Origin of the sequence: Modicisalibacter sp. 'Wilcox', assembly GCF_010993675.1 — a bacterium.
Lineage (GTDB): Bacteria > Pseudomonadota > Gammaproteobacteria > Pseudomonadales > Halomonadaceae > Modicisalibacter > Modicisalibacter tunisiensis.
This window is the reverse complement of the sequence record NZ_WNXF01000003.1, coordinates 215,340-234,705: the sequence shown is the minus strand read 5'-3', so window position 1 is coordinate 234,705 and position 19,366 is coordinate 215,340. Positions and strand designations below refer to the sequence as shown.

Below are 19,366 nucleotides of genomic sequence, written 5' to 3'. Positions count from 1 at the left end.
CCTTGATGGCCAGGGCCTGCCACAGTACCGGAGCGATGTAGACCCCGGCCGTGGCAATGACGAAGGGCAACAGGCCCACGGCCCCCAGCCCGAAGGGCAGGCGGACGGAGGGCGATACCTCAGTGAACATGGCAGCATCCTTGCAACCGTTGATTATCCGTGCAACGCCACAGCTTAGCCGGCTTGCCGGTTACTGACCAGTAACAACCGCCGATGACGTCATGACCGTCCGCCATGCTTCCGGCTCCACCCAGGGCCTGCCGAAGCGCGCCGGCCGATGACGCCAGGGGGCGTGTCGGGCCGGTCCCGGCGGCAGCGACGCCAGATCGGGCAGCCAGTGGGCGACATAGTCCCCGTCGGCGTCGTAGCGCAGCGCCTGACGCATCACGTTGAAGTAGCGATCCCGGCGAGGGTCACGGCCGCCCCCGGCCACGTAACGCCAGTTCTCCCAGTTGCTGGCGGCATCGTAGTCGACCAGCCAGCGCTCGAACCAGGCGGCACCCAGCCGCCAGTCGACCTGCAGGTCCTTGACCAGGAAGCTCGCCACGTTCTGCCGCGCGCGGTTGGACAGCCAGCCGGTACCCACCAGCTCGCGCATGGCGGCATCGATGAAGGGCACCCCCGTGGCTCCCGCGCACCAGGCCTCCAGGGCCGGCTCGTGCGCCACCGGCAGGCGGTGCTCGCCGAACAGCGCCGCCCCGTCCTGACGGGCGGCCCAGTGGAAGTACTCACGCCACAGGAGCTCGTCGACGAAGGCCTCGCGGGACGCGGTCACGGCCGCGTCATCGTCGGCCGGTCGCTCGGCCAGCTGCGCCATGACCTGCCCCGCGGACAGGCAGCCCCAGGCCAGCCAGGGCGACAGCCGGCTCGAGACGTCGTCGCCCAGCAGCGCATTGCGGGTGTCCCGGTAATGATCGAGCGGCCCGGCGAGAAACCGCTGCAACCGCTCGCGCCCGGCCCGTTCGCCGCCCTCGGGCCAGGGACCACCCAGGGGGTCGACCCGCCACCCGGCGGCCTCCGGCGACACCCGGGCCAGCGGCGGCAGGCCGCGCGGCGCCTCGTCGGGCCACGGCGGCAGCGTCACCGGCGCCATCCGCGAGGGTCGCGGCGCCAGCCCCGCCACGCGGCGGCGGAAGGCGCTGAAGGTGTCGGGCAACGCGCCCGGGGAGAAGGGCAGCTGCTCGCGGGTGAACAGCGTGCCGCCGGAGACGGTCTCGAGCTTCACCGCCGACGGCAGACGGCTGGCCAGGCGCTGCACGTCGTCGCTCTCCTGCCAGCCGGGGTCCTCGCGCACGCGAATCACGTCCGCGGGAGCACGCCGCAGCACGCCCTGCAGTTCGTCGACCGGGTCGCCGACGCACACCAGCAGATCGCTGCCCCGCACCAGCAGCTCGCCGCGCAGCGCCATCAGGCTTTCCCAGAGAAAGCGCAGTCGCGCCGGGCCGATCCGGGCCCGCGCATCGCCCGGCCGCCACGGCGTCAGCCAGCGACGATCGAGCACATAGACGCACAGCATCGTCTCGGCAGGCGTGTCGACGCACCACAAGGGGTTGTCGGCAACGCGCAGATCATTGCGCAACCACACCAGCACGCGACTCATTGCACCTCCTTGCGACCCGCCGGGCGCGCATCGCCCGCGTCGTCTCGGCTTTCCGGGAACCATTGCTGTACAACATTTTACCCTTAAAGGTACATATTTTGTACATTATTGGGCCGGCACGGCGGCTGGATACACTGCAGGGGGCGTGGTAGAGTCGAACACTGACTTCATTTCGGCGCTGTCTTTCCGACTTATTTTCATAATAAAATCAGTCGACTAGCCATTCCCGACGCGCCAGGGAGCCATGAAGGGAGGAAGACACCATGACGGATCGTCCCCCGCACGGTACCGGCCGTGCGCGCCGCCATTTCGGTGCCGACACTCTGCCCATCGCGCGTCTCGCGGATCGCACGCCCGCCTGGATGCTGACGCCCCGCGCCGTACGCCGCCCCTTCCTGACCGACCCGCCCCGCATTTGCGCTTGATGGTCGTCGCCGCGACGACTGAACTGTGAGCCATGCCGCGGTGCCGAGCGCCCGGCCCGCCAGAATGCCAACGACAAGAGCGAGTCGTTCATGTCCGTGTTACTGATCGTGCTGCTGCCCCTGGTCGGCAGCCTGCTGCCCGTCATGGGCTCGAATGACCGACGCGGCCGCTGCGCCCTGATGACGGCGATTCCGCCGGCGCTCGCCTTGATCGTCGCCGGCCTGCATGCCGGCACGGTCTTCGCCGGCGGCGTTCCACGCGCCGCCTTCGACTGGATACCGGCCCTGGGGCTCGAATTCGCCATGCGCCTCGATGGCCTGTCGCTGCTGTTCGTGCTGCTGATTCTGGGCATCGGGCTGCTGATCATCCTCTATGCCCGCTACTACCTGTCGCCGAAGGACAACCTGCCGCGCTTCTATGCCTTCCTGATGCTGTTCATGGCGGCGATGCTGGGCATCGTGATGGCCGACAACCTGCTGCTGCTGTGGTTCTTCTGGGAGCTGACCAGCCTGTCGTCCTTCCTGCTGATCGGCTTCTGGTACCACCAGAGCGAGGCCCGCAAGGGCGCGCGCATGGCGCTGACGGTGACCGGTGCGGGCGGCCTGTGCCTGCTGGCCGGCTTCCTGCTGCTCGGCCATATCGTCGGCACCTACGACCTGCAGACCGTGCTCGACAGTCGGGACATGATCCAGGCCGACCCGCGCTACCTGCCCGCGCTGCTGCTGGTGCTGCTGGGCGCCTTCACCAAGTCGGCCCAGTTTCCCTTCCAGTTCTGGCTGCCGCATGCCATGGCCGCGCCGACCCCCGTCTCGGCCTTCCTGCATTCGGCGACCATGGTCAAGGCCGGGGTCTTTCTGCTGGCCCGCCTGCACCCGGCCCTGGCCGGCAGCGAGGCCTGGCTCTATCTGGTCGGTCTCACCGGCCTGGCGACCCTGCTCTACGGCGCCTACTTCGCGCTGCTCAAGTACGACCTCAAGGGCGTGCTGGCCAACTCCACGATCAGCCACCTGGGGCTGATCACCCTGCTGCTGGGGCTCGACCAGCGCATGGCGGTGGTCGCCGCGCTGCTGCATATCCTCAACCACGCGACCTTCAAGGCGGCGTTGTTCATGACCGCCGGCATCGTCGACCACGAGACCGGCACTCGCGACATCCGCAAGCTGCAGGGGCTGTGGCGGGCCATGCCGCTGACCGCGACCGTGGCGGTGATCGCCGGCGCGGCGATGGCGGGGGTGCCGCTGTTCAACGGCTTCCTGTCCAAGGAGATGATGCTCACCGAGACCCTGGAGACGTCGCTGCTCGGCGGCCTGGGCTGGCTGATCCCGGCGCTGGCGACCCTGGGCAGCCTGCTGTCGGTGGCCTATTCGATCCGCCTGGTGCACAACGTCTTCTTCAACGGCCCGCCGCGGGAGCTGCCCCGGACCCCGCACGAGCCGCCGCTGCCGATGGTCGCGCCGGGCCTGCTGCTGGCCGCGCTGTGCATCGTGGTCGGCGTGATGCCGGCGCTGACCGCCACGACCCTGATCGACGCCGCCGCCCGGGCCGCCCTCGTCGGCCCCGTGCCCGAACTGCACCTGGCGGTGTGGCACGGCTTCAACCTGCCGCTGCTGATGAGTGCCATCGCCCTGATCGGCGGTACCGTGCTCTATGTCCAGCGCCGCCACCTGTTCGCCTTCCAGCGCCAGTTCCGCATCCAGAACGCCCGCCTGAACTTCGAGGCGGCCGTGCAGTGGGTGGTGCGCGGCGCCCAGCAGCTGATCGATACCCTGGAGAACGGCTCCCTGCAGCGCTACATGCTGTGGCTGGTGATCACCATTCTCTGCCTGGTCGGCGGCACGCTGACCCATACCGTGCAGCTGCGCGGCCCCCTGCCGCTGCAGCCGCTGGACGGACTGCTCGTCGCCGGGGCGCTGATGGCGATGTTCGCCGGCCTGGCCACCGCGGTGCTGCACCGTCGGCGCCTGGTCTCGCTGCTGATGCTGTCGATCGTCGGCCTGGTGACCTCGCTGGCCTTCGCGCGCTTCTCGGCGCCCGACCTGGCGCTGACCCAGCTGGCGGTGGAGGTGGTGACCATGATCCTGCTGATGCTGGCGCTGTTCTTCCTGCCGCAGCGCACCCCCAAGGAATCCGGCGCGCCGCGTATCCTGCGTGATGCCCTGCTGGCGGCGGGCTTCGGCGGCATCGTCGCCAGCCTCAACTTCGCGGTGCTGACCCGGCCGCTGGAGTCGATCTCGCAGTACTTCGTCGACAACAGCGTGCCCGGCGGCGGCGGCCACAACGTGGTCAACGTGATCCTGGTGGACTTCCGCGGCTTCGACACCCTGGGCGAGATCACCGTGCTGTGCATCGCCGCGGTGGGCATCTACAAGCTGCTCAACCGGCTGCGCCTGTTCATGCCCTCGAGCGATGCCGACGGCCGCCCCTGGTCGAAGGATCGCCATCCGATGATCCTGGTCAGCGTCTCCCAGACCATCCTGCCGCTGGCCCTGCTGGTCTCGGTGTTCATCTTCCTGCGCGGCCACAACGCCCCGGGCGGCGGCTTCATCGCCGGGTTGGTCACCGCGGTGGCCCTGATCCTGATCTACATCGCCCGCGGGGTGGACTGGAGCCAGCGCCGGCTGTCCTTCCAGTACCAGCCGATCGCCGTCGCCGGGGTCGGCGTCGCCGCGCTGACCGGCCTGGGCAGCTGGGCGTTCGGGTACCCGTTCCTGACCTCGTCGTTCGGCCACTTCCATATCCCGCTGATCGGCGACGTGGAGCTGGCCACGGCGATGCTCTTCGACCTCGGCGTCTACCTCACGGTGGTCGGCGCCACCCTGATGATCCTGGCCAATCTGGGCAAGCTGACCACGCCCCACCGCCCCAGCAAGCAGAAGGAGAAGGCCTGATGGAAGCGCTGTTCTCGATGACCACCGGCGTGCTCGCCGCCTGCGGCCTGTTCCTCGCCCTGCGCGGCCGCACCTTTCCGGTGGTGGTGGGGCTGACCCTGCTGTCCTACGCGGTCAACCTCTTCCTGTTCTCCATGGGCGGGCTGGACACGGGCGGTGCCGTGGTGCTCGGCGACAAGGGCGGCCCCCATGCCGACCCGCTGCCCCAGGCCCTGGTGCTCACGGCGATCGTGATCGGCTTCGCCATGACGGCGTTCTCGGTGATTCTCGCCATGCGGGCACGCGGCGACCTGGGCAGTGACCATGTCAACGGCAATCGTGTCGACGAGCCGCGGGAGGAGCGCAGTTGATGAACCACCTGATCGTCCTGCCGATCCTGATCCCGCTGTTCGCCGGGCTGGGCCTGCTGCTCAAGCGCGAGGGGCCGGCGCTGCCGCGCCGGCTGATCGCCCTGGCCGCCACGGTGGCCCTGCTGGTCTGCGGCGTGCTGCTGATGCGCGAGAGCGCCGGCGGCACCATCCAGTACTACGCGCTGGGCGACTGGCAGCCGCCGTTCGGCATCATCCTGGTGCTCGACCGGCTATCGGCGCTGATGGTCACCCTCACCGCGCTGCTGGCACTGGGCAGCCTGTGCTATGCCAGCGCCGGCACCGACGAGGAAGGCTCCAACTTCCACGGCCTGTTCCAGTTGCAGCTGATGGGCATCAACGGCGCCTTCCTCACCGGCGACCTGTTCAACCTGTTCGTGTTCTTCGAGGTGCTGCTGATCGCCTCCTACTCGCTGCTGATGCACGGCGGCGGCAAGGCGCGCATCCATTCCGGCTTCCACTACGTGGCGCTGAACCTGGCCGGCTCGGCGCTGTTCCTGATTGGCCTGGGGGTGCTCTACGGCACCATCGGCACACTCAACATGGCCGACATGGCCGCTCGGGCGCCGGGGCTGGACAGCGGCCGGCTGGTGCTCGCCGAGGCCGGGGCCATGCTGCTGCTGGTGGTGTTCGGCCTGAAGTCGGCGATCCTGCCGCTGTACTTCTGGCTGCCGCGCGCCTATGCCGCGGCACCCGCCCCGGTCGCGGCGTTGTTCGCCATCCTCACCAAGGTCGGCATCTATGCAATCCTGCGCGTGTTCACCCTGATCTTCGGCCCCCAGGCGGGCTCGCTGGCGAATCTGGCCCAGCCCTGGGTGTGGTGGCTGGCGCTGGCCACCCTGGCGCTCGGCGGGGTCGGCGTGCTGTCGTCGCGGGACCTGCGCACCCAGGTCGCCTACCTGATCATCATCTCGGTGGGCACGCTGCTGGCCGGCATCGGCATGAACAGCATCGACGCCCACGGCGCCCTGCTCTACTACATGGTGCATACCACACTGATCACCGGCGGGCTGTTCCTGCTCGTCGACAGCATCGCGCGCCAGCGCGGCAAGGCCGGCGCCCGGATCGTGCGCGGCCGGTCGGTGCAACAGGTCGCCCTGCTGGGCACGCTGTTCTTCATCGCCGCACTGACCGTCGCCGGCGTGCCGCCCTTCTCGGGCGCGGTGGGCAAGGCGTTGCTGCTGCAGGCCGCGACCCCGGGCCAGCAGGTCTGGCTGTGGCCGATCCTGCTGTCGAGCAGCCTGGCGGCGATCGTCGCCCTGTCGCGCAGCGGCTCCACGGTGTTCTGGCGCGCTTCGGGCAACGAGCGCAGCGAGGCCCGGGACAATAATGGTGACACGCCGGGCATCGGCGCCCTGCGCACGCTGGGCCTGCTGCTGCTGATCGGCGCCTCGCCGCTGCTGGTGGCCTTCGCCGGGCCGCTGAGCGCCTACACCGAGGCCGCAGCCGACCAGCTGGCCGATCACGAGGCCTATATCCAGGCGATCCTCGAACGCCACCGGACGGAGGGTGACTCATGATTCCCGTGCAACCGTGGCTGCCCATGCCGCTGCTGTCGATCCTGCTGCTGGCGGTGTGGCTGATGCTGCAGCAGAGCATGGCCCTCGGCCAGGTGCTGCTGGGCGGCTTTCTGGCCATCGTCATCCCGCTGCTCACCCGACGCTTCTGGGAGCACCAGCCGACCATCAAGCGGCCCTGGCTGCTGGTGCGCTACATCCTGCGCCTGCTCGGCGACATCATCGTCGCCAACCTGGAGGTCTCGAAGCTGATCCTCGATCCGCGCGGGCGCATGCAGCCGGCCTTCGTCGAGTATCCGCTGGAACTCGAGGAGCTGTTCCCCATCACCATCCTCGCCAGCACCATCACGCTGACGCCGGGAACGGTATCGGCCAACCTGCGCCAGGACCGCCGCACGCTGCTGATCCACGTGCTGGACACCGACGACATCCCGGCCACCATCGACACGATACGCGAGCGCTACGAACGACCGCTCAAGGAGATCTTCGGATGCTAGACGTTGCCTTCTGGATCAGCCTGGCCCTGTTCACCGCCGCCATGCTGCTGTGCCTGTATCGCGCGGCGATCGGCCCCGGCCAGCCCGACCGCCTGCTGGCGCTCGACACCCTGTACGTCAACTCCATCGCGTTGATCGTGCTGCTCGGCATCTGGCTCAACGACAAGACCTATTTCGAGGCCGCCCTGCTGATCGCCATGCTCGGCTTCATCAGCACCGTGGCCGTCTGCAAGTACCTGCTGCGCGGCGACATCATCGAATGACACCGGCGCGACACCGGCCAAGGAGCGAGACATGATCGGCTTCTACAACCTCATGGAGGGCGTGATCGCCGTCCTGCTGATTGCCGGCGGCGCCTTCGCCTTCATCGGCTCGCTGGGGCTGACCCATCTGCGCGACATCTACATGCGCCTGCACGGCCCCACCAAGACCACCACCCTGGGGGTGGGCTGCGTGCTGCTGGCCTCGATGCTCTACTTCTCGCTGGTCGGCAAGGGCCCGAGCCTCCAGGAGATGCTGATCACCATCTTCCTGTTCATCACCGCGCCGGTGTCCGCCCACCTGCTGGCCAAGAGCGCGCTGCACCAGAAGCTGCCCCGCGATCCGCGCACCCGGGGCGAGATCGAGGAGCTGGCCGAGGACGAGGAGAGCGAGGCCAACGGCGACCGCCTGCCCTGACGCCCTACCAGCCCCGGGTGTGCTGTTCCACCAGCTGCGCGAACAGCGCGATGTGATCGGCGCGGTCGTTGAGCGCCGGGATGTAGCGATAGACCCGGCCGCCGGCGCCGAGGAAGTTATCGCGGTTTTCCACCTCGAGCTCCTCCAGGGTCTCCAGGCAGTCGGCGGCGAAGGCCGGGCTGATCACGTCGACGTGCTCGACGCCTTCGTGGCCCCAGGCCTTCAGCGTCTCGTCGGTGTAGGGCCGGAGCCACTCCTCGCGACCGAAGCGCGACTGGTAGCTCATCAGCCAGGCGTCGTCCTCCAGCCCCAGCGCCTCGGCCAGCGCCCGGCTGGTGGCCGCGCACTGCTGGGGGTAGGGGTCGCCCGACTCGGCATAGCGCTTGGGAATGCCGTGATAGGACATCAGCAGCCGCCCCCGCTGGCCGCCCTGGCTCGCCCAGTGCTCGCGCACGCTGGCCGCCAGCGCCTCGATGTAGGCCGGATGAGCGTGATAGTCGTTGACGAACCGCAGCTCGGGCAGGTGCGGGCAGGGCTTGAGCGCCCGCGCCAGACGGTCGAAGACCGCCGCGGTGGTCGAGCGCGAAAACTGCGGGAACAGCGGCAGCACCAGGATGCGCGACACCCCGGCATCGCGCAGGGCCTGGCCGGCCCGCTCCATGCTCGGGTTGCCGTAGGTCATCGCCAGCTCCACGGGAATCGTCTCGCCGAAGCGCTCGGCGAGACGCTCGGCCAGGGCGCGCTGCTGGCGGCGGCCGATCGCCAGCAGCGGCGAGCCCTCGTCCTGCCAGACCGCGGCATAGTTGCGGGCCACCCGCCCCGGGCGCACGCGCAGGATCACGCCGTGCAGGATCAGCCACCACAGCGGCCGCGAGACATCCACCACCCGTTCGTCCCACAGGAACTCCGCCAGATAGCGGCGCACCGCCGCCGGGGTCGGCGCATCGGGGGTACCGAGGTTGGCCAGCAGGACGCCGAAGCGGGGCTGAGACATGAACGACTCTCCTTGAACGCAAGCAGGTGACAGTCCGGGCAGTCTACCAAGCCCCCGGCTCGCCGGGGGAATGAAGCGTGACTATCTCGGCCATTTGTACAACGATTGAACAACTGGACACCGGGGCAGCACGCCTGCCCGGCAACGTCTCGGAGGACGCATGACCTCACCCGCCACCGCCCGAGCGCCGCTGACGATGCTCTACGACGGCGACTGCCCGATCTGCCGACGTCAGGTCGCCTGGATCCACCGGCAACGCCATCGCGAGCGCATCCGCTGCGTGAACATCCGTGCAGCGGAGTTCTCGCCGGCGGCCTGGGGGCGCGACTGGGAGGAGCTGCTGGGGCGCATGTTCGCCCGCGACGGGCGAGGCGAGTGGTTCGCGGGAATGGAGGCGGTTCGGGCGATGCTCGCCCTGCTGGGCTATCGCCGGCTGGTATGGCTGTCACACCGGCCGGGGCTGAAGGGGATTCTCGATCGGGGCTACCTGTGGGTGGCGCGGCACCGCTTCACCCTGGGCCGGCTGCTGCCGACCCGGTACTGACCCTCAGAAGACCAGCGGCATGCGCGAGGCCAGCGGCTCGTGATAGTGGGCCTCGTGGCCGATCATCTCGTCGTGGGCGACGAACTGGACCAGATAGGCGCGGTGGATGCCGGCCCGCTTGAGCTCCAGGTAGACGTCGTCCAGCGCGCGGAACAGCATCGGCTTGCCCTGCCGGGTCAGCAGGTGACGCTGGCCCTCGAGGTCCTCGAGCTCGACCTGGTAGAAACGGCTGCCGGCGTGGCTGATGACGCGAACTTCGAAATTGTCGTGCTCGTGCACGTAGTGCTTGAGTGCGTGAAGCTCCATGAGGCTCCCTCCTTGTGCTTGTCGATCCATTGGCGGGCCTGCTTATCCAGTCAGGCTAGCCATCGGGTGTGACAGGTCCATGTCAGCGGTCAATCTTTGCAGACCACGCAACGCATCTGAAGTTCACGCCGGGTAACGGGCCACCACGCGCCCCGTGGCGTCGCGCTTGGCCTGCGCCTTGAGGCTGCGCCAGCAGTCCCCGAAACTCGCCGGCCGGCGCGTACCGGAGAGCATCAGCGCGGCGATGGACAGCCGCGGCAGGCCGAAGACGCGACGCTGGCCGAAGCGGTCCACCCCGTCGAAGCCGTCGGCCCGGACGATGGCTTCGGGCATCAGCGCCTCGCAGGCGCGTCGGAAGCGTCGCTGGATGTCGGCCAGGCGGGCGTGGCGATCGCGAGGGTCGTCGAGCAGCAGCACGAAGTCGTCGCCGCCTAGATGCCCCAGGAAGTCGCCATCGCGCAGCGACTCGCCGAGCAGCTCGGCCAGCGTCAGCAGCAGGCGGTCGCCGAGGGCATAGCCGAAGCGGTCGTTGAACGGCTTGAAGTGGTCCAGATCCAGATAGGCGGCGATGAAGGGCCGGGCGCGCCCGGCGAAGCGGTCCAGGGCGGCGCGGATCGGCGCATTGCCGGGCAGTTGGGTCAGGGGGTTGGCCTGGCGGGCGATCTCGACACGCTGCTCGGTGATGACCTGCAGCAGGTCGACCACCCGCCCCATGCCGCGATAGCGCCCCGCCTCGGTGATCACGAAGTCCTCGTCGCGCAGGTCGCGCTCGCGCCCGGTGACCTTGCGCGAGACCTGGTCGAGCGAGGCGCTGCCCTCCACGCACAAGGGAGCGTGGCGCATCACCCGGGTGACCCGCTGACGCCCGTGGAGGTCGAAGCCGAAACGCTTGCCGAGCAGCGCCAGGATCCGCTGGCGATCGAGCACGCCGATGGGGACGGCCTGCTCGTCGACTACCGCCAGGCAGCGCGAGTCGGGTTCGGCGGCAAAGCGCTCGCTGGCCTCGGCCACGCTAGCATCGGCCGCCAGCGGCGTCACCCGGGTACAGAGCCGTTCGATGATCACCGCCTCCAGCGGCAGACGGTGGCGCCGCGTCAGGGTCGCGAGCCGCTCCTCCAGCGCCGGCCGCCGCCGGGCCGGGTCCGGCGCCGGATGGGCGAGGAGCCAGCCCTGGCAGTAGTCGGCCCCCAGTTCCACCAGGCAGGCCAGTTCCGCCTCGCGTTCGACGCCCTCGGCGATCACCTGCGAGCCCATGCTGTGGGCGATGTCGATGATCGCCCGCACGAAGCGCCGCTTGACCGGATCGCCGTCGAGCCCGCTGACGAAATGCCGGTCGAGCTTGACGAAATCCGGGGCGATCTCCGACCACAGGCGCAGCCCGGCATAGCCCTCGCCGAGATCGTCCAGGGCGATGGCGAAGCCCATCGACTGGTAGTGGCGCACCGCCTCGGCCATCAGCGTCGGATCGATGCCCGGCGACTGCTCGGTCAGCTCGATCACCACGCGATGGGGCGGCAGCCCCAGGGTCTCGAGCAGGCGGCGCGTCTCGCCGCTGCGGTGCTGCGGATCCAGCAGCACTTCCGGCGAGACGTTGATGAACAGCCGCTCGTCGAGCCCCTCGTCGACCCAGCGGGTCATGGCCCGCTCGCGACACACCGCCTCCAACGGCGCCAGCAGGTGCCGCTCCCGGGCGGCCCTGAAGAGCGCCAGCGGCGGTTCGAGCGCCGTGCCGGCCGGCCCGCGGGACAGGGCCTCATAGGCGAAGACATGGCCGGAATGCACCGCCACGATCGGCTGGAAGTGGACGGTGACGGCCGCCGTGTCGATGAAGGCATCCAGCCCGGAAATCGGCGAGATACAGGAGATGTCGGGATTCATGCCGCCATTGAGCGACATGACGATGACACTTGCGTGACACGGGCGCCCTTTCACGGCCGCCACCGCTGCCGGTGGCGGCGATCCTCAGGCGTCGGGCCGGTAGGTCGAGGGGTCGATGGCGATGCCCAGCGAGTTGCGGTCGACCCAGTTGCCGGCCTTGGTCTGCTTGTAGCGGAACACCACGTAATCGCCCTCGCCGACCGGCAGCTCGGCGTCCTCGGTCTGGTAGCTGTAGGTCTCGCCGTCGACCACCAGCGTGTAGCGGTACAGGTCGGGCATGCCCAGCCATTCCTGAAAGGGGCCCTCGCGCTCGATGCTCTCGAGCGTGCCGCGTGCCTCCAGCTTGGGGGTACGCTTGCGATAGCCGCGACGATATCCGCCCGCCATGGATCTCTCCTCTGTCATCTGTGCCGTCGATGGTCGGCCCGGGGCCGGTTGACGCCCGAGGGGCGGCATTATACGGCCGCACCGTCCGGCCTCAACCCCGGGTCATTCGCCGAAGTGCTGGCCGTAGCTGTCGGGGGCGAGGTCCTCGAAGCGCGTGTACTTGCCGATGAAGGCCAGATGCACGGTGCCGATCGGCCCGTTGCGCTGCTTGCCGATGACCAGCTCGGCCAGCCCCTTGTTGTCGGGATTATCCGGATTGTAGACCTCATCACGATAGACGAAGGCGATCAGGTCGGCGTCCTGCTCGATGGCGCCGGACTCGCGCAGGTCCGACATCACCGGGCGCTTGTTGGGCCGCTGCTCCAGCGAGCGGTTGAGCTGCGACAGGGCGATCACCGGGCAGCCGAACTCCTTGGCCAGGCCCTTCAGCGAGCGCGAGATCTCGGAGATCTCGCCGGTGCGGTTCTCGGAGAAGCCGGGAATCTGCATCAGCTGCAGGTAGTCGATCATGATCATGCCGAGGTTGCCGTGCTCGCGGACGATGCGGCGGATGCGCGAGCGCATCTCGTTGGGCGACAGCGCCGCCGTGTCGTCGATGAACAGCTGCTTGTCCTTGAGCAGGTTGACCGCCGAGGTCAGCCGCGGCCAATCCTCGTCCTCGAGCTGGCCGGTACGCACCCGGGTCTGGTCGATCCGCCCCAGCGAGGAGAGCATGCGCAGCATCAGTGCCTCGGCGGGCATCTCCATCGAGAACACCATCACCGGCTTGTCGCTGGAGATCACCGCATGCTCGACGACGTTCATTGCGAAGGTGGTCTTGCCCATCGACGGGCGTCCGGCAATGATCACCAGGTCGGAGGGCTGCAGGCCTGAGGTCATGTCATCCAGGTCGCGGAAGCCGGTGGACAGCCCGGTCATCTGCCCCTGCATGTTGAACAGCTCGTCGATGCGATCCACCGCCTTGGTGAGCAGGTCGCTCATACCGACCGGCCCACCCATCTTGGGGCGCGACTCGCTGATCTGAAAGACCAGCCGTTCGGCCTCGTTGACCAGCTCGTCGGCCGGGCGGCCCTGCGGAGCGAACGCGCCGTCGGCGATCTGGCTGGCGGCCTGGATCAGCTTGCGCAGCGTGGCGCGCTCGCGAACGATGTCGGCATAGGCGCGAATGTTGCTGGCCGAAGGCGTGTTGCGGGCCAGCTCGGCGAGGTACGCCAGCCCACCCACGGTGTCGAGCTGGTCACGGGACTCCAGCGCCTCGGACAGCGTCACCACGTCGAGCGGGTGCGCGCTCTCGGCCAGCTGGATCATCACGTTGAAGACCAGGCGATGCTCGTAGCGGTAGAAGTCATCCGCCACCAGGCGCTCGGAGACGGTATCCCAGGCAGCGTTGTCGAGCATCAGGCCACCCAGCACCGACTGCTCGGCCTCCAGCGAATGCGGGGGCACCTTGAGGGCGGCCGCTTCCGGGTCCAGTTCCAGGGAGTCACTCATGGGCTCGTTCCGACATCGGGGGCGTGGCGGCCGCAGCGACCGCCGCGCCATTCTAGCCTATCTCGTCTCGCCGCGCCGCCGACCCCGGAGCCGGCTCGCGCGCAAAAGAAAGCGCGACACCCCGGAAGGCGTCGCGCTGTCTCTCGACCGGCCGGGCCGGCCGTGGCGGGGCGAGTTACTCGGCCACCACCACGATACGCACGGTGGCGTCGACTTCCGCGTGCAGGTGCAGCTGGACGTCGTACTCGCCGGTCGCGCGGATCGGCCCTTCGGGCATGCGGACTTCGCTCTTGGCGACGTCGATGCCGGCCTGGGTCAGGGCGTCGGCCAGGTCGCGCGGACCGATGGAACCGAACAGCTTGCCTTCGTCGCCGGCCTTGGCGACCAGTGACAGCTCGATGTCGTTGAGCTGCTCGGCGCGCTCTTCGGCTTCACGCTGGCGTTCGGTCGCCTGGGCTTCCAGTTCCGCACGCTGCGCCTCGAAGGCGGCGACGTTGTCCTTGGTCGCCGGCACGGCCAGGCCGTAGGGGACCAGATAGTTGCGGCCGTAACCGGGCTTGACGGTGACCTTGTCACCCAGCGCACCCAGCTTGCCGATCTTGTCGAGCAGAATGACTTCCATCTCGTTAACCTCTTGTCATTGGCTGCGGGCCAGCCGGCCGCGGAAATCCGCGAAGGTATCGACCAGGCCCAGCAGCAGCACGATCAGAATCATGGGCCAGGTGGTCAGCAGCAGCGCATAGAAGGCGACCAGCCATAACCCGTTCATCCCTTTGAGACCAATCAGGCCGTGAATCAACGCAACGCCACCGATCAGCAGCGGCACCCAGCTCATGAACACCAGTGCCGGCCAGGTCACCAGACCGCCGACGATGGCCATGGCGAACAGTCCCAGCAGCTCCCGGCGGGTCAGGCGCAGGCCATGGAACTCGCTGCGGAACCCGCCCGGGTTATAGAGCCCGGCCTGCCAGCTGCGTGCCAGCGCCAGGCAGGCCACGCTGGCCAGCATGACGATCAGCCCGGTGATGCCGCCGATCAGCAGCGTGGCCAGCCGTTCGGTGGACACGCCCTGGGCGGCCAGCTCGTCGAGCATGCGGGCGAACTCCGGCGAGCTCTGGCGCAGCGTCTCGAGCAGCGGGTCGACACCACCCGGCGGCAGGAACACACCCAGCTGCACCATGACGGCCGCGGCCAGCGCGCCGACGATCAGCGTTTCGCTCCAGCGTCGGCGCGCGCGCAGCACGACCGCCATCAGCGTCACCAGCAGCAGTGTGGCCAGCGGGATGCTGTCACCCCGCGTCCACCACCAGCCGGTGGGCAGCGCAGCGGCGACGATCACCGGCATGGCCGGCGCCAGGCCGCGCCGCAGCGTCACCAGCGAGGCGATCGCGGCGCTCAGCCAGAACAGCCACGGCACGAGGGCGGCGGCTGCAGCGGCACCCGCGGCGTGCGGCGTGCCGCGCATGACCCAGCGAGCCAGGGGTAGCATTGCGTGGTATCGGCTTACTGGTGGCTATCGGTGTACGGCAGCAGCGCCAGGTAGCGGGCCCGCTTGATGGCGGTGGACAGCTGACGCTGGTACCGCGCACGGGTGCCGGTGATGCGGCTGGGAACGATCTTGCCGGTCTCGGTGATGTAGGCCTTGAGCGTATCGATATCCTTGTAATCGATATACTTCACGCCTTCAGCGGTGAAGCGGCAGAACTTGCGGCGACGGAAAAAGCGTGCCATGGATTATCCTCCTGGACGGGCAGCGATTCAGTTGGCGGCGGCTTCGGTGCGCTCGGCGCGGGGCTTGTCGGACTTCTCGTCGCGACGACGGCCCTTGTCCTCGGCGGCCTTCATCATCGGCGACGCCTCGGTCACGGCTTCCTTGCAGCGCACCACCAGGCTGCGGATGATGGCATCGTTGAAGCGGAAGATGTTCTCGATTTCCTCGAGAGTCTCGCCGCGGCACTCGATGTTCATCAGCACGTAGTGGGCCTTGTGAATCTTGTTGATCGGGTAGGCCAGATGACGGCGCCCCCAATCCTCGAGACGATGCACGGTGCCGCCGTTGTCGGTGACGAGGCTGGTGTAGCGCTCGACCATCGCCGGAACCTGCTCGCTCTGATCCGGGTGGACCATGAACACGATTTCGTAATGACGCATGGTATCTCCTTTCGGTTTGACAGCTTCCCGATGGCGACAGTGGAACCGGCCATGCGGAAGCAAGGAGTCTTGAGTACGGGGTGAGGGTGTTCAAAGAACCGCACAATTGTAGTGATGCGCCCCACCCCATGCAAGCGGCGTTCAGCCGCCGGCCGCCCCTCGACGCTGGCGCACGGCCTCGAACAGGCACACGCCGGTCGCCACCGAGACGTTGAGACTGGAGACGCTGCCCGCCATGGGCAGCTTGATGAGAGTGTCGCAGGCTTCACGGGTGAGCCGCCGCAGCCCCTTGCCTTCGGCGCCCATCACCAGCGCCACGGGGCGGTCGAAGTCGGCCGCGAAGACGTCGTCGGTCGCCTCCCCGGCGGTACCCAGCACCCAGACGCCGGCGTCCTTGAGCCGGCCCAGGGCGCGCGCCAGGTTGGTGACGCGATAGACCGGCACGCTCTCGGCGGCCCCGCAGGCTACCTTGCGCACGGTGGCGTTGAGCGGCGCCGACTTGTCCTTGGGCACCACCACGCCGTGCACGCCGGCGGCGTCGGCACTGCGCAGGCAGGCGCCCAGGTTGTGGACGTCGGTGACGCCGTCGAGCACCAGCAGCAGCGGAGGCTCGGCGTGCGGCCAGCCGCCGAGGCGATGCCACAGTGACTCCTCGCTCTGTGCCTCGAGCGGCGGACAGAAGGCGATCACCCCCTGGTGGCTGGCGCCCTGCGCCAGACCGTCGAGCACGTCACGGGGCTGGGCGGTGAGCCGCGCGCCGGCATCAGCGGCCCGGGCAAGCAGCTCGCCGAGCCGCCGTTCGGCCGCCCCCTCCTGATACCAGAGTTCGCGGGGTGGCTCGCCACGTTCGAGCAGCGCCTCGACGGCATGCACACCGAACACGCTGTCCAGCCCGGCCGGGGTCGCAATACGCGGCGCTTTTGCCGTACCGCGACCCTTGCCGCCGGCGGGCGAACGGGCCTGACGACGACTCACGACGACTCCCCGCCGCGACGCTCACGCTTGCCGGGCCGCGACTTGCGCCGTGAACGCTTGCGCCCGCCACCCTCGTCACCGCCGCCGCTGCCACGCGGCCCACCGGCCTTGCGCGGCGGTTTCTGGCGTCGCGGGTGCTCGTCGACCAGATCGAAGTCGATCTTGCGTTCGTCGAGATCGACCCGTGCCACCTGCACGGTGACGCCGTCGCCCAGACGATAGGCGATGCCGCCCCGCTCGCCCTTGAGGCGATGCTTCTCGGGCTCGTAGTGGTAGTAGTCGGAGGGCAGCGAGGTGACATGCACCAGCCCCTCCACATAGACGTCGTCAAGACGCACGAAGATCCCGAACTGGGTCACCGAGGCGATAGTGCCCTCGAAGGTGTCGCCGACCTTGTCGGACATGAACTCGCACTTCAGCCAGTCGGCGACGTCGCGGGTCGCATCGTCGGCACGGCGCTCGGTCATCGAGCAGTGCTCGCCGAGCTCGATCATCTGCTCGAAGGTGTACGGACACCAGATGGAGGGCTTCTCCACCGGCGCCCCCTCGGCACGCAGCACGTTGCTGGTCTGGCGCGGGCCGCGGATGACCGAACGGATCGCCCGGTGCACCAGCAGGTCCGGATAGCGGCGGATCGGCGACGTGAAGTGGGCATAGGCCTGATAGGCCAGGCCGAAGTGCCCCTCGTTGTGCGGCGAGTAGACCGCCTGACTCATGGTGCGCAGCATCACCGTCTGGATAATGTCGGCGTCGGGACGGTCCTTGATCGTCTCGCGCAGGGCCTGGAAGTCCTGCGGCGTGGGCTCGTCGCCGCCGGGCAGGGTCAGGCCCAGCTCGTTGAGGAACAGCCGCAGCTTGTCGAGCCGCTCGGCGGCCGGCGGCTGGTGGATGCGATACAGCGCCGGCAGGTCGTGCTTGTCGAGGAAGCGCGCCGTGGCCACGTTGGCGGCCAGCATGCACTCCTCGATCAGCTTGTGGGCGTCGTTGCGCGAGCGCGGCACGATGGCCTCGATCTTGCGCTCGGCGTTGAACAGGATCTCGGTCTCGGTGGTCTCGAAATCGATGGCGCCACGCTCCTCGCGGGACTGGCGCAGCAGCTTGTACAGCGCGTGCAGGTTGTGCAGCGAGGGCAGCAGGCTGTGATAGCGCTGGCAGAGCTCCTGACCCAGCGGGCTGTCGGGGGACTCGAGCATCTCGCCGACCTGGGTGTAGGTCAGGCGGGCGTGCGACCGGATCACCGCCTCGTAGAAGCGATAGCGGCTGATCGCCCCGGTCTTGGAGATGTTCATCTCGCAGACCAGCGTCAGGCGGTCGACCTCCGGGTTGAGCGAGCACAGCCCGTTGGAGAGCAGCTCGGGCAGCATCGGCACCACCTGGCCGGGAAAGTACACCGAGTTGCCGCGAACGTGAGCCTCCTGATCGAGCGCCGACCCGGGGCGCACATAGTGCGAGACATCGGCGATCGCCACGATCAGCTTCCAGCTGCCCGACTTGGTCTTCCACGCGCAGACCGCATCGTCGAAGTCCTTGGCGTCCTCGCCGTCGATGGTCACCAGCGGGGTGTCGCGCAGGTCGATGCGATGGTGCTTGTCGGCCTCGGCCACCTGATCCGACATGCCGTCGATCTGGGCCTCGACCTCGGGCGGAAAGGCATCGGGAATCTCGTAGCTGCGGATGGCGATGTCGATCTCCATCCCCGGGTCCATGCGCTCGCCGAGGATCTCGGTCACCTCGCCCACCGGCTGCACGCGGGTTTCGGGCTGCTGGGTGATGCGTACCGAGACCACCTGGCCGTCCCGGGCGCCGCCGGCGGCGCTGTGCGGCACGATCACTTCCTGGGTGATGCGGGTGTTCTCGGGAATCAATACCCCGAACTCGCTCGAACGCTCGCGGAACACGCCGACCAGCGCCTGGGTGTTGCGGGAGAGCACCTCGACGATGGTCGCCTCGTCGCGGCCGCGGCGGTCACGACCGCTGATGCGCACCAGCACGTGATCGCCATGGAACACGCGGCGCATCTGGCGCGGCGGCATGACCAGGTCGGGCTTCTTGCCGTCGTCGCGGAGCAGGAAGCCGATGCCGTCGCGATGGCCCAGCACCTTGCCCTTGATGAGGTCGAGCTTGTCGATCAGCGCGTAGGCGCCGCGACGGTTGCGCAGGATCTGGCCGTCACGCTCCATGGCGGCCAGACGGCGGCGCACGGCCTCGACCTGGTCATCGTCGGTCAGGCCGAGCATGCGGCTCATGTTCTCGTCGGTGATCGGCTTGCCATACTCCTCGAGCCGGGCCAGCAGGTATTCACGACTGGGGACCGGCTTGTCGTATTTTTCGGCTTCGCGCGCGGCGTGCGGATCGTCATTTAACGTCCAGTGATTCATGTTGTAGCTTCCTTGATTGTCGTTGCGGGCGATGACGGACGCGGCGCGGCTGAGGCTGATAAGGGTCTTGTCATGCGCGCAGTATAGCGCCGTGCGCAAGGCGACCCAACCATCGGCCGGCAACCCGCGACCGCCGTTCGCCCGAAGAATTGCCGCCGAGGGGCTTGCATTCGCGTCAGGAATCGGTATGATTCGTGGCCACTTGCCCCGGCCCAGGTGGCGGAATTGGTAGACGCGCTAGCTTCAGGTGCTAGTGTCCTTACGGACGTGGAGGTTCAAGTCCTCTCC

General features: G+C 68.4%; 20 protein-coding genes. 8 read left to right on the top strand and 12 right to left on the bottom strand.

What is annotated here, in order from left to right; genetic code table 11:
- Positions 1–190 precede the first annotated feature (190 nt).
- The gene (locus G7A98_RS04495; protein ID WP_163648281.1) at positions 191–1,600 is read right to left on the bottom strand and encodes a DASH family cryptochrome; all 1,410 of its coding nucleotides are present in this window, start codon (positions 1,598–1,600) and stop codon (positions 191–193) included.
- 263 nt (positions 1,601–1,863) lie between these two features.
- Here G7A98_RS04495 and G7A98_RS04490 point away from each other — a divergent pair, with 263 nt between their 5' ends.
- The 7 genes from G7A98_RS04490 to G7A98_RS04460 all read left to right on the top strand — a co-directional run bounded on the left by G7A98_RS04490 (position 1,864) and on the right by G7A98_RS04460 (position 7,974).
- The gene (locus G7A98_RS04490) at positions 1,864–2,025 is read left to right on the top strand and encodes a hypothetical protein (RefSeq protein WP_163648280.1); all 162 of its coding nucleotides are present in this window, start codon (positions 1,864–1,866) and stop codon (positions 2,023–2,025) included.
- A gap of 90 nt (positions 2,026–2,115) precedes the next feature.
- The gene (locus G7A98_RS04485) at positions 2,116–4,914 is read left to right on the top strand and encodes a monovalent cation/H+ antiporter subunit A (protein ID WP_163648279.1); all 2,799 of its coding nucleotides are present in this window, start codon (positions 2,116–2,118) and stop codon (positions 4,912–4,914) included.
- A complete protein-coding gene (locus G7A98_RS04480) occupies positions 4,914–5,264 on the top strand; it encodes a Na+/H+ antiporter subunit C (RefSeq protein ID WP_163648278.1) in 351 nt (116 codons plus the stop codon). The genes G7A98_RS04485 and G7A98_RS04480 overlap by 1 nt, the downstream gene beginning before the upstream one ends.
- The gene (locus tag G7A98_RS04475; RefSeq protein WP_163648277.1) at positions 5,261–6,802 is read left to right on the top strand and encodes a monovalent cation/H+ antiporter subunit D; all 1,542 of its coding nucleotides are present in this window, start codon (positions 5,261–5,263) and stop codon (positions 6,800–6,802) included. The genes G7A98_RS04480 and G7A98_RS04475 overlap by 4 nt, the downstream gene beginning before the upstream one ends.
- On the top strand, positions 6,799–7,296 hold the full coding sequence (locus G7A98_RS04470) for a Na+/H+ antiporter subunit E (protein WP_163648276.1): 498 nt from the start codon (positions 6,799–6,801) through the stop codon (positions 7,294–7,296). The genes G7A98_RS04475 and G7A98_RS04470 overlap by 4 nt, the downstream gene beginning before the upstream one ends.
- Entirely contained in the window at positions 7,290–7,559 is a 270-nt protein-coding gene (locus G7A98_RS04465; protein ID WP_163648275.1) for a K+/H+ antiporter subunit F, read from the top strand. The genes G7A98_RS04470 and G7A98_RS04465 overlap by 7 nt, the downstream gene beginning before the upstream one ends.
- Before the next feature lie 31 nt (positions 7,560–7,590).
- Positions 7,591–7,974, top strand: a complete 384-nt coding sequence (locus tag G7A98_RS04460) for a Na+/H+ antiporter subunit G (protein ID WP_163648274.1) — start codon at positions 7,591–7,593, stop codon at positions 7,972–7,974.
- A 4-nt stretch (positions 7,975–7,978) separates the two neighbouring features.
- Here G7A98_RS04460 and hemH read toward each other — a convergent pair whose 3' ends face one another.
- Positions 7,979–8,968, bottom strand: coding sequence for a ferrochelatase (gene hemH, locus G7A98_RS04455; protein ID WP_163648273.1), 990 nt, complete (start codon positions 8,966–8,968; stop codon positions 7,979–7,981).
- A 160-nt stretch (positions 8,969–9,128) separates the two neighbouring features.
- Here hemH and G7A98_RS04450 point away from each other — a divergent pair, with 160 nt between their 5' ends.
- Positions 9,129–9,512, top strand: a complete 384-nt coding sequence (locus G7A98_RS04450; protein ID WP_163648272.1) for a DUF393 domain-containing protein — start codon at positions 9,129–9,131, stop codon at positions 9,510–9,512.
- Between the two features lie 3 nt (positions 9,513–9,515).
- Here the strand turns inward: G7A98_RS04450 and G7A98_RS04445 are convergent, their stop codons facing one another.
- The 10 genes from G7A98_RS04445 to rnr form a co-directional block, all read right to left on the bottom strand.
- Positions 9,516–9,818, bottom strand: a complete 303-nt coding sequence (locus G7A98_RS04445) for a DUF6482 family protein (RefSeq protein ID WP_163648271.1) — start codon at positions 9,816–9,818, stop codon at positions 9,516–9,518.
- Positions 9,819–9,941: 123 nt separating this feature from the next.
- Positions 9,942–11,714 (bottom strand): EAL domain-containing protein, encoded by a 1,773-nt coding sequence (locus G7A98_RS04440; protein ID WP_163648270.1) that lies wholly within the window; start codon positions 11,712–11,714, stop codon positions 9,942–9,944.
- Between the two features lie 66 nt (positions 11,715–11,780).
- Entirely contained in the window at positions 11,781–12,083 is a 303-nt protein-coding gene (locus tag G7A98_RS04435; protein ID WP_163648269.1) for a hypothetical protein, read from the bottom strand.
- Positions 12,084–12,185: 102 nt separating this feature from the next.
- Positions 12,186–13,574, bottom strand: coding sequence for a replicative DNA helicase (dnaB, locus tag G7A98_RS04430; RefSeq protein WP_163648268.1), 1,389 nt, complete (start codon positions 13,572–13,574; stop codon positions 12,186–12,188).
- Positions 13,575–13,749: 175 nt separating this feature from the next.
- Complete coding sequence (gene rplI, locus G7A98_RS04425; RefSeq protein WP_163648267.1) at positions 13,750–14,196, bottom strand: 50S ribosomal protein L9; 447 nt, start codon at positions 14,194–14,196, stop codon at positions 13,750–13,752.
- A gap of 15 nt (positions 14,197–14,211) precedes the next feature.
- Positions 14,212–15,063, bottom strand: a complete 852-nt coding sequence (locus tag G7A98_RS04420; protein WP_163648266.1) for a hypothetical protein — start codon at positions 15,061–15,063, stop codon at positions 14,212–14,214.
- Positions 15,064–15,077: 14 nt separating this feature from the next.
- A complete protein-coding gene (gene rpsR / locus G7A98_RS04415) occupies positions 15,078–15,305 on the bottom strand; it encodes a 30S ribosomal protein S18 (protein ID WP_031382360.1) in 228 nt (75 codons plus the stop codon).
- Positions 15,306–15,332: 27 nt separating this feature from the next.
- Positions 15,333–15,725, bottom strand: coding sequence for a 30S ribosomal protein S6 (gene rpsF, locus G7A98_RS04410; RefSeq protein WP_163648265.1), 393 nt, complete (start codon positions 15,723–15,725; stop codon positions 15,333–15,335).
- 141 nt (positions 15,726–15,866) lie between these two features.
- Complete coding sequence (gene rlmB / locus G7A98_RS04405) at positions 15,867–16,607, bottom strand: 23S rRNA (guanosine(2251)-2'-O)-methyltransferase RlmB (RefSeq protein WP_276207472.1); 741 nt, start codon at positions 16,605–16,607, stop codon at positions 15,867–15,869.
- Positions 16,608–16,696: 89 nt separating this feature from the next.
- Positions 16,697–19,078 carry a ribonuclease R gene (gene rnr, locus G7A98_RS04400; protein ID WP_163648264.1) on the bottom strand — a complete coding sequence of 794 codons (2,382 nt, stop codon included), beginning with the start codon at positions 19,076–19,078 and terminating at the stop codon, positions 16,697–16,699.
- Between the last annotated feature and the right edge of the window lie 288 nt (positions 19,079–19,366).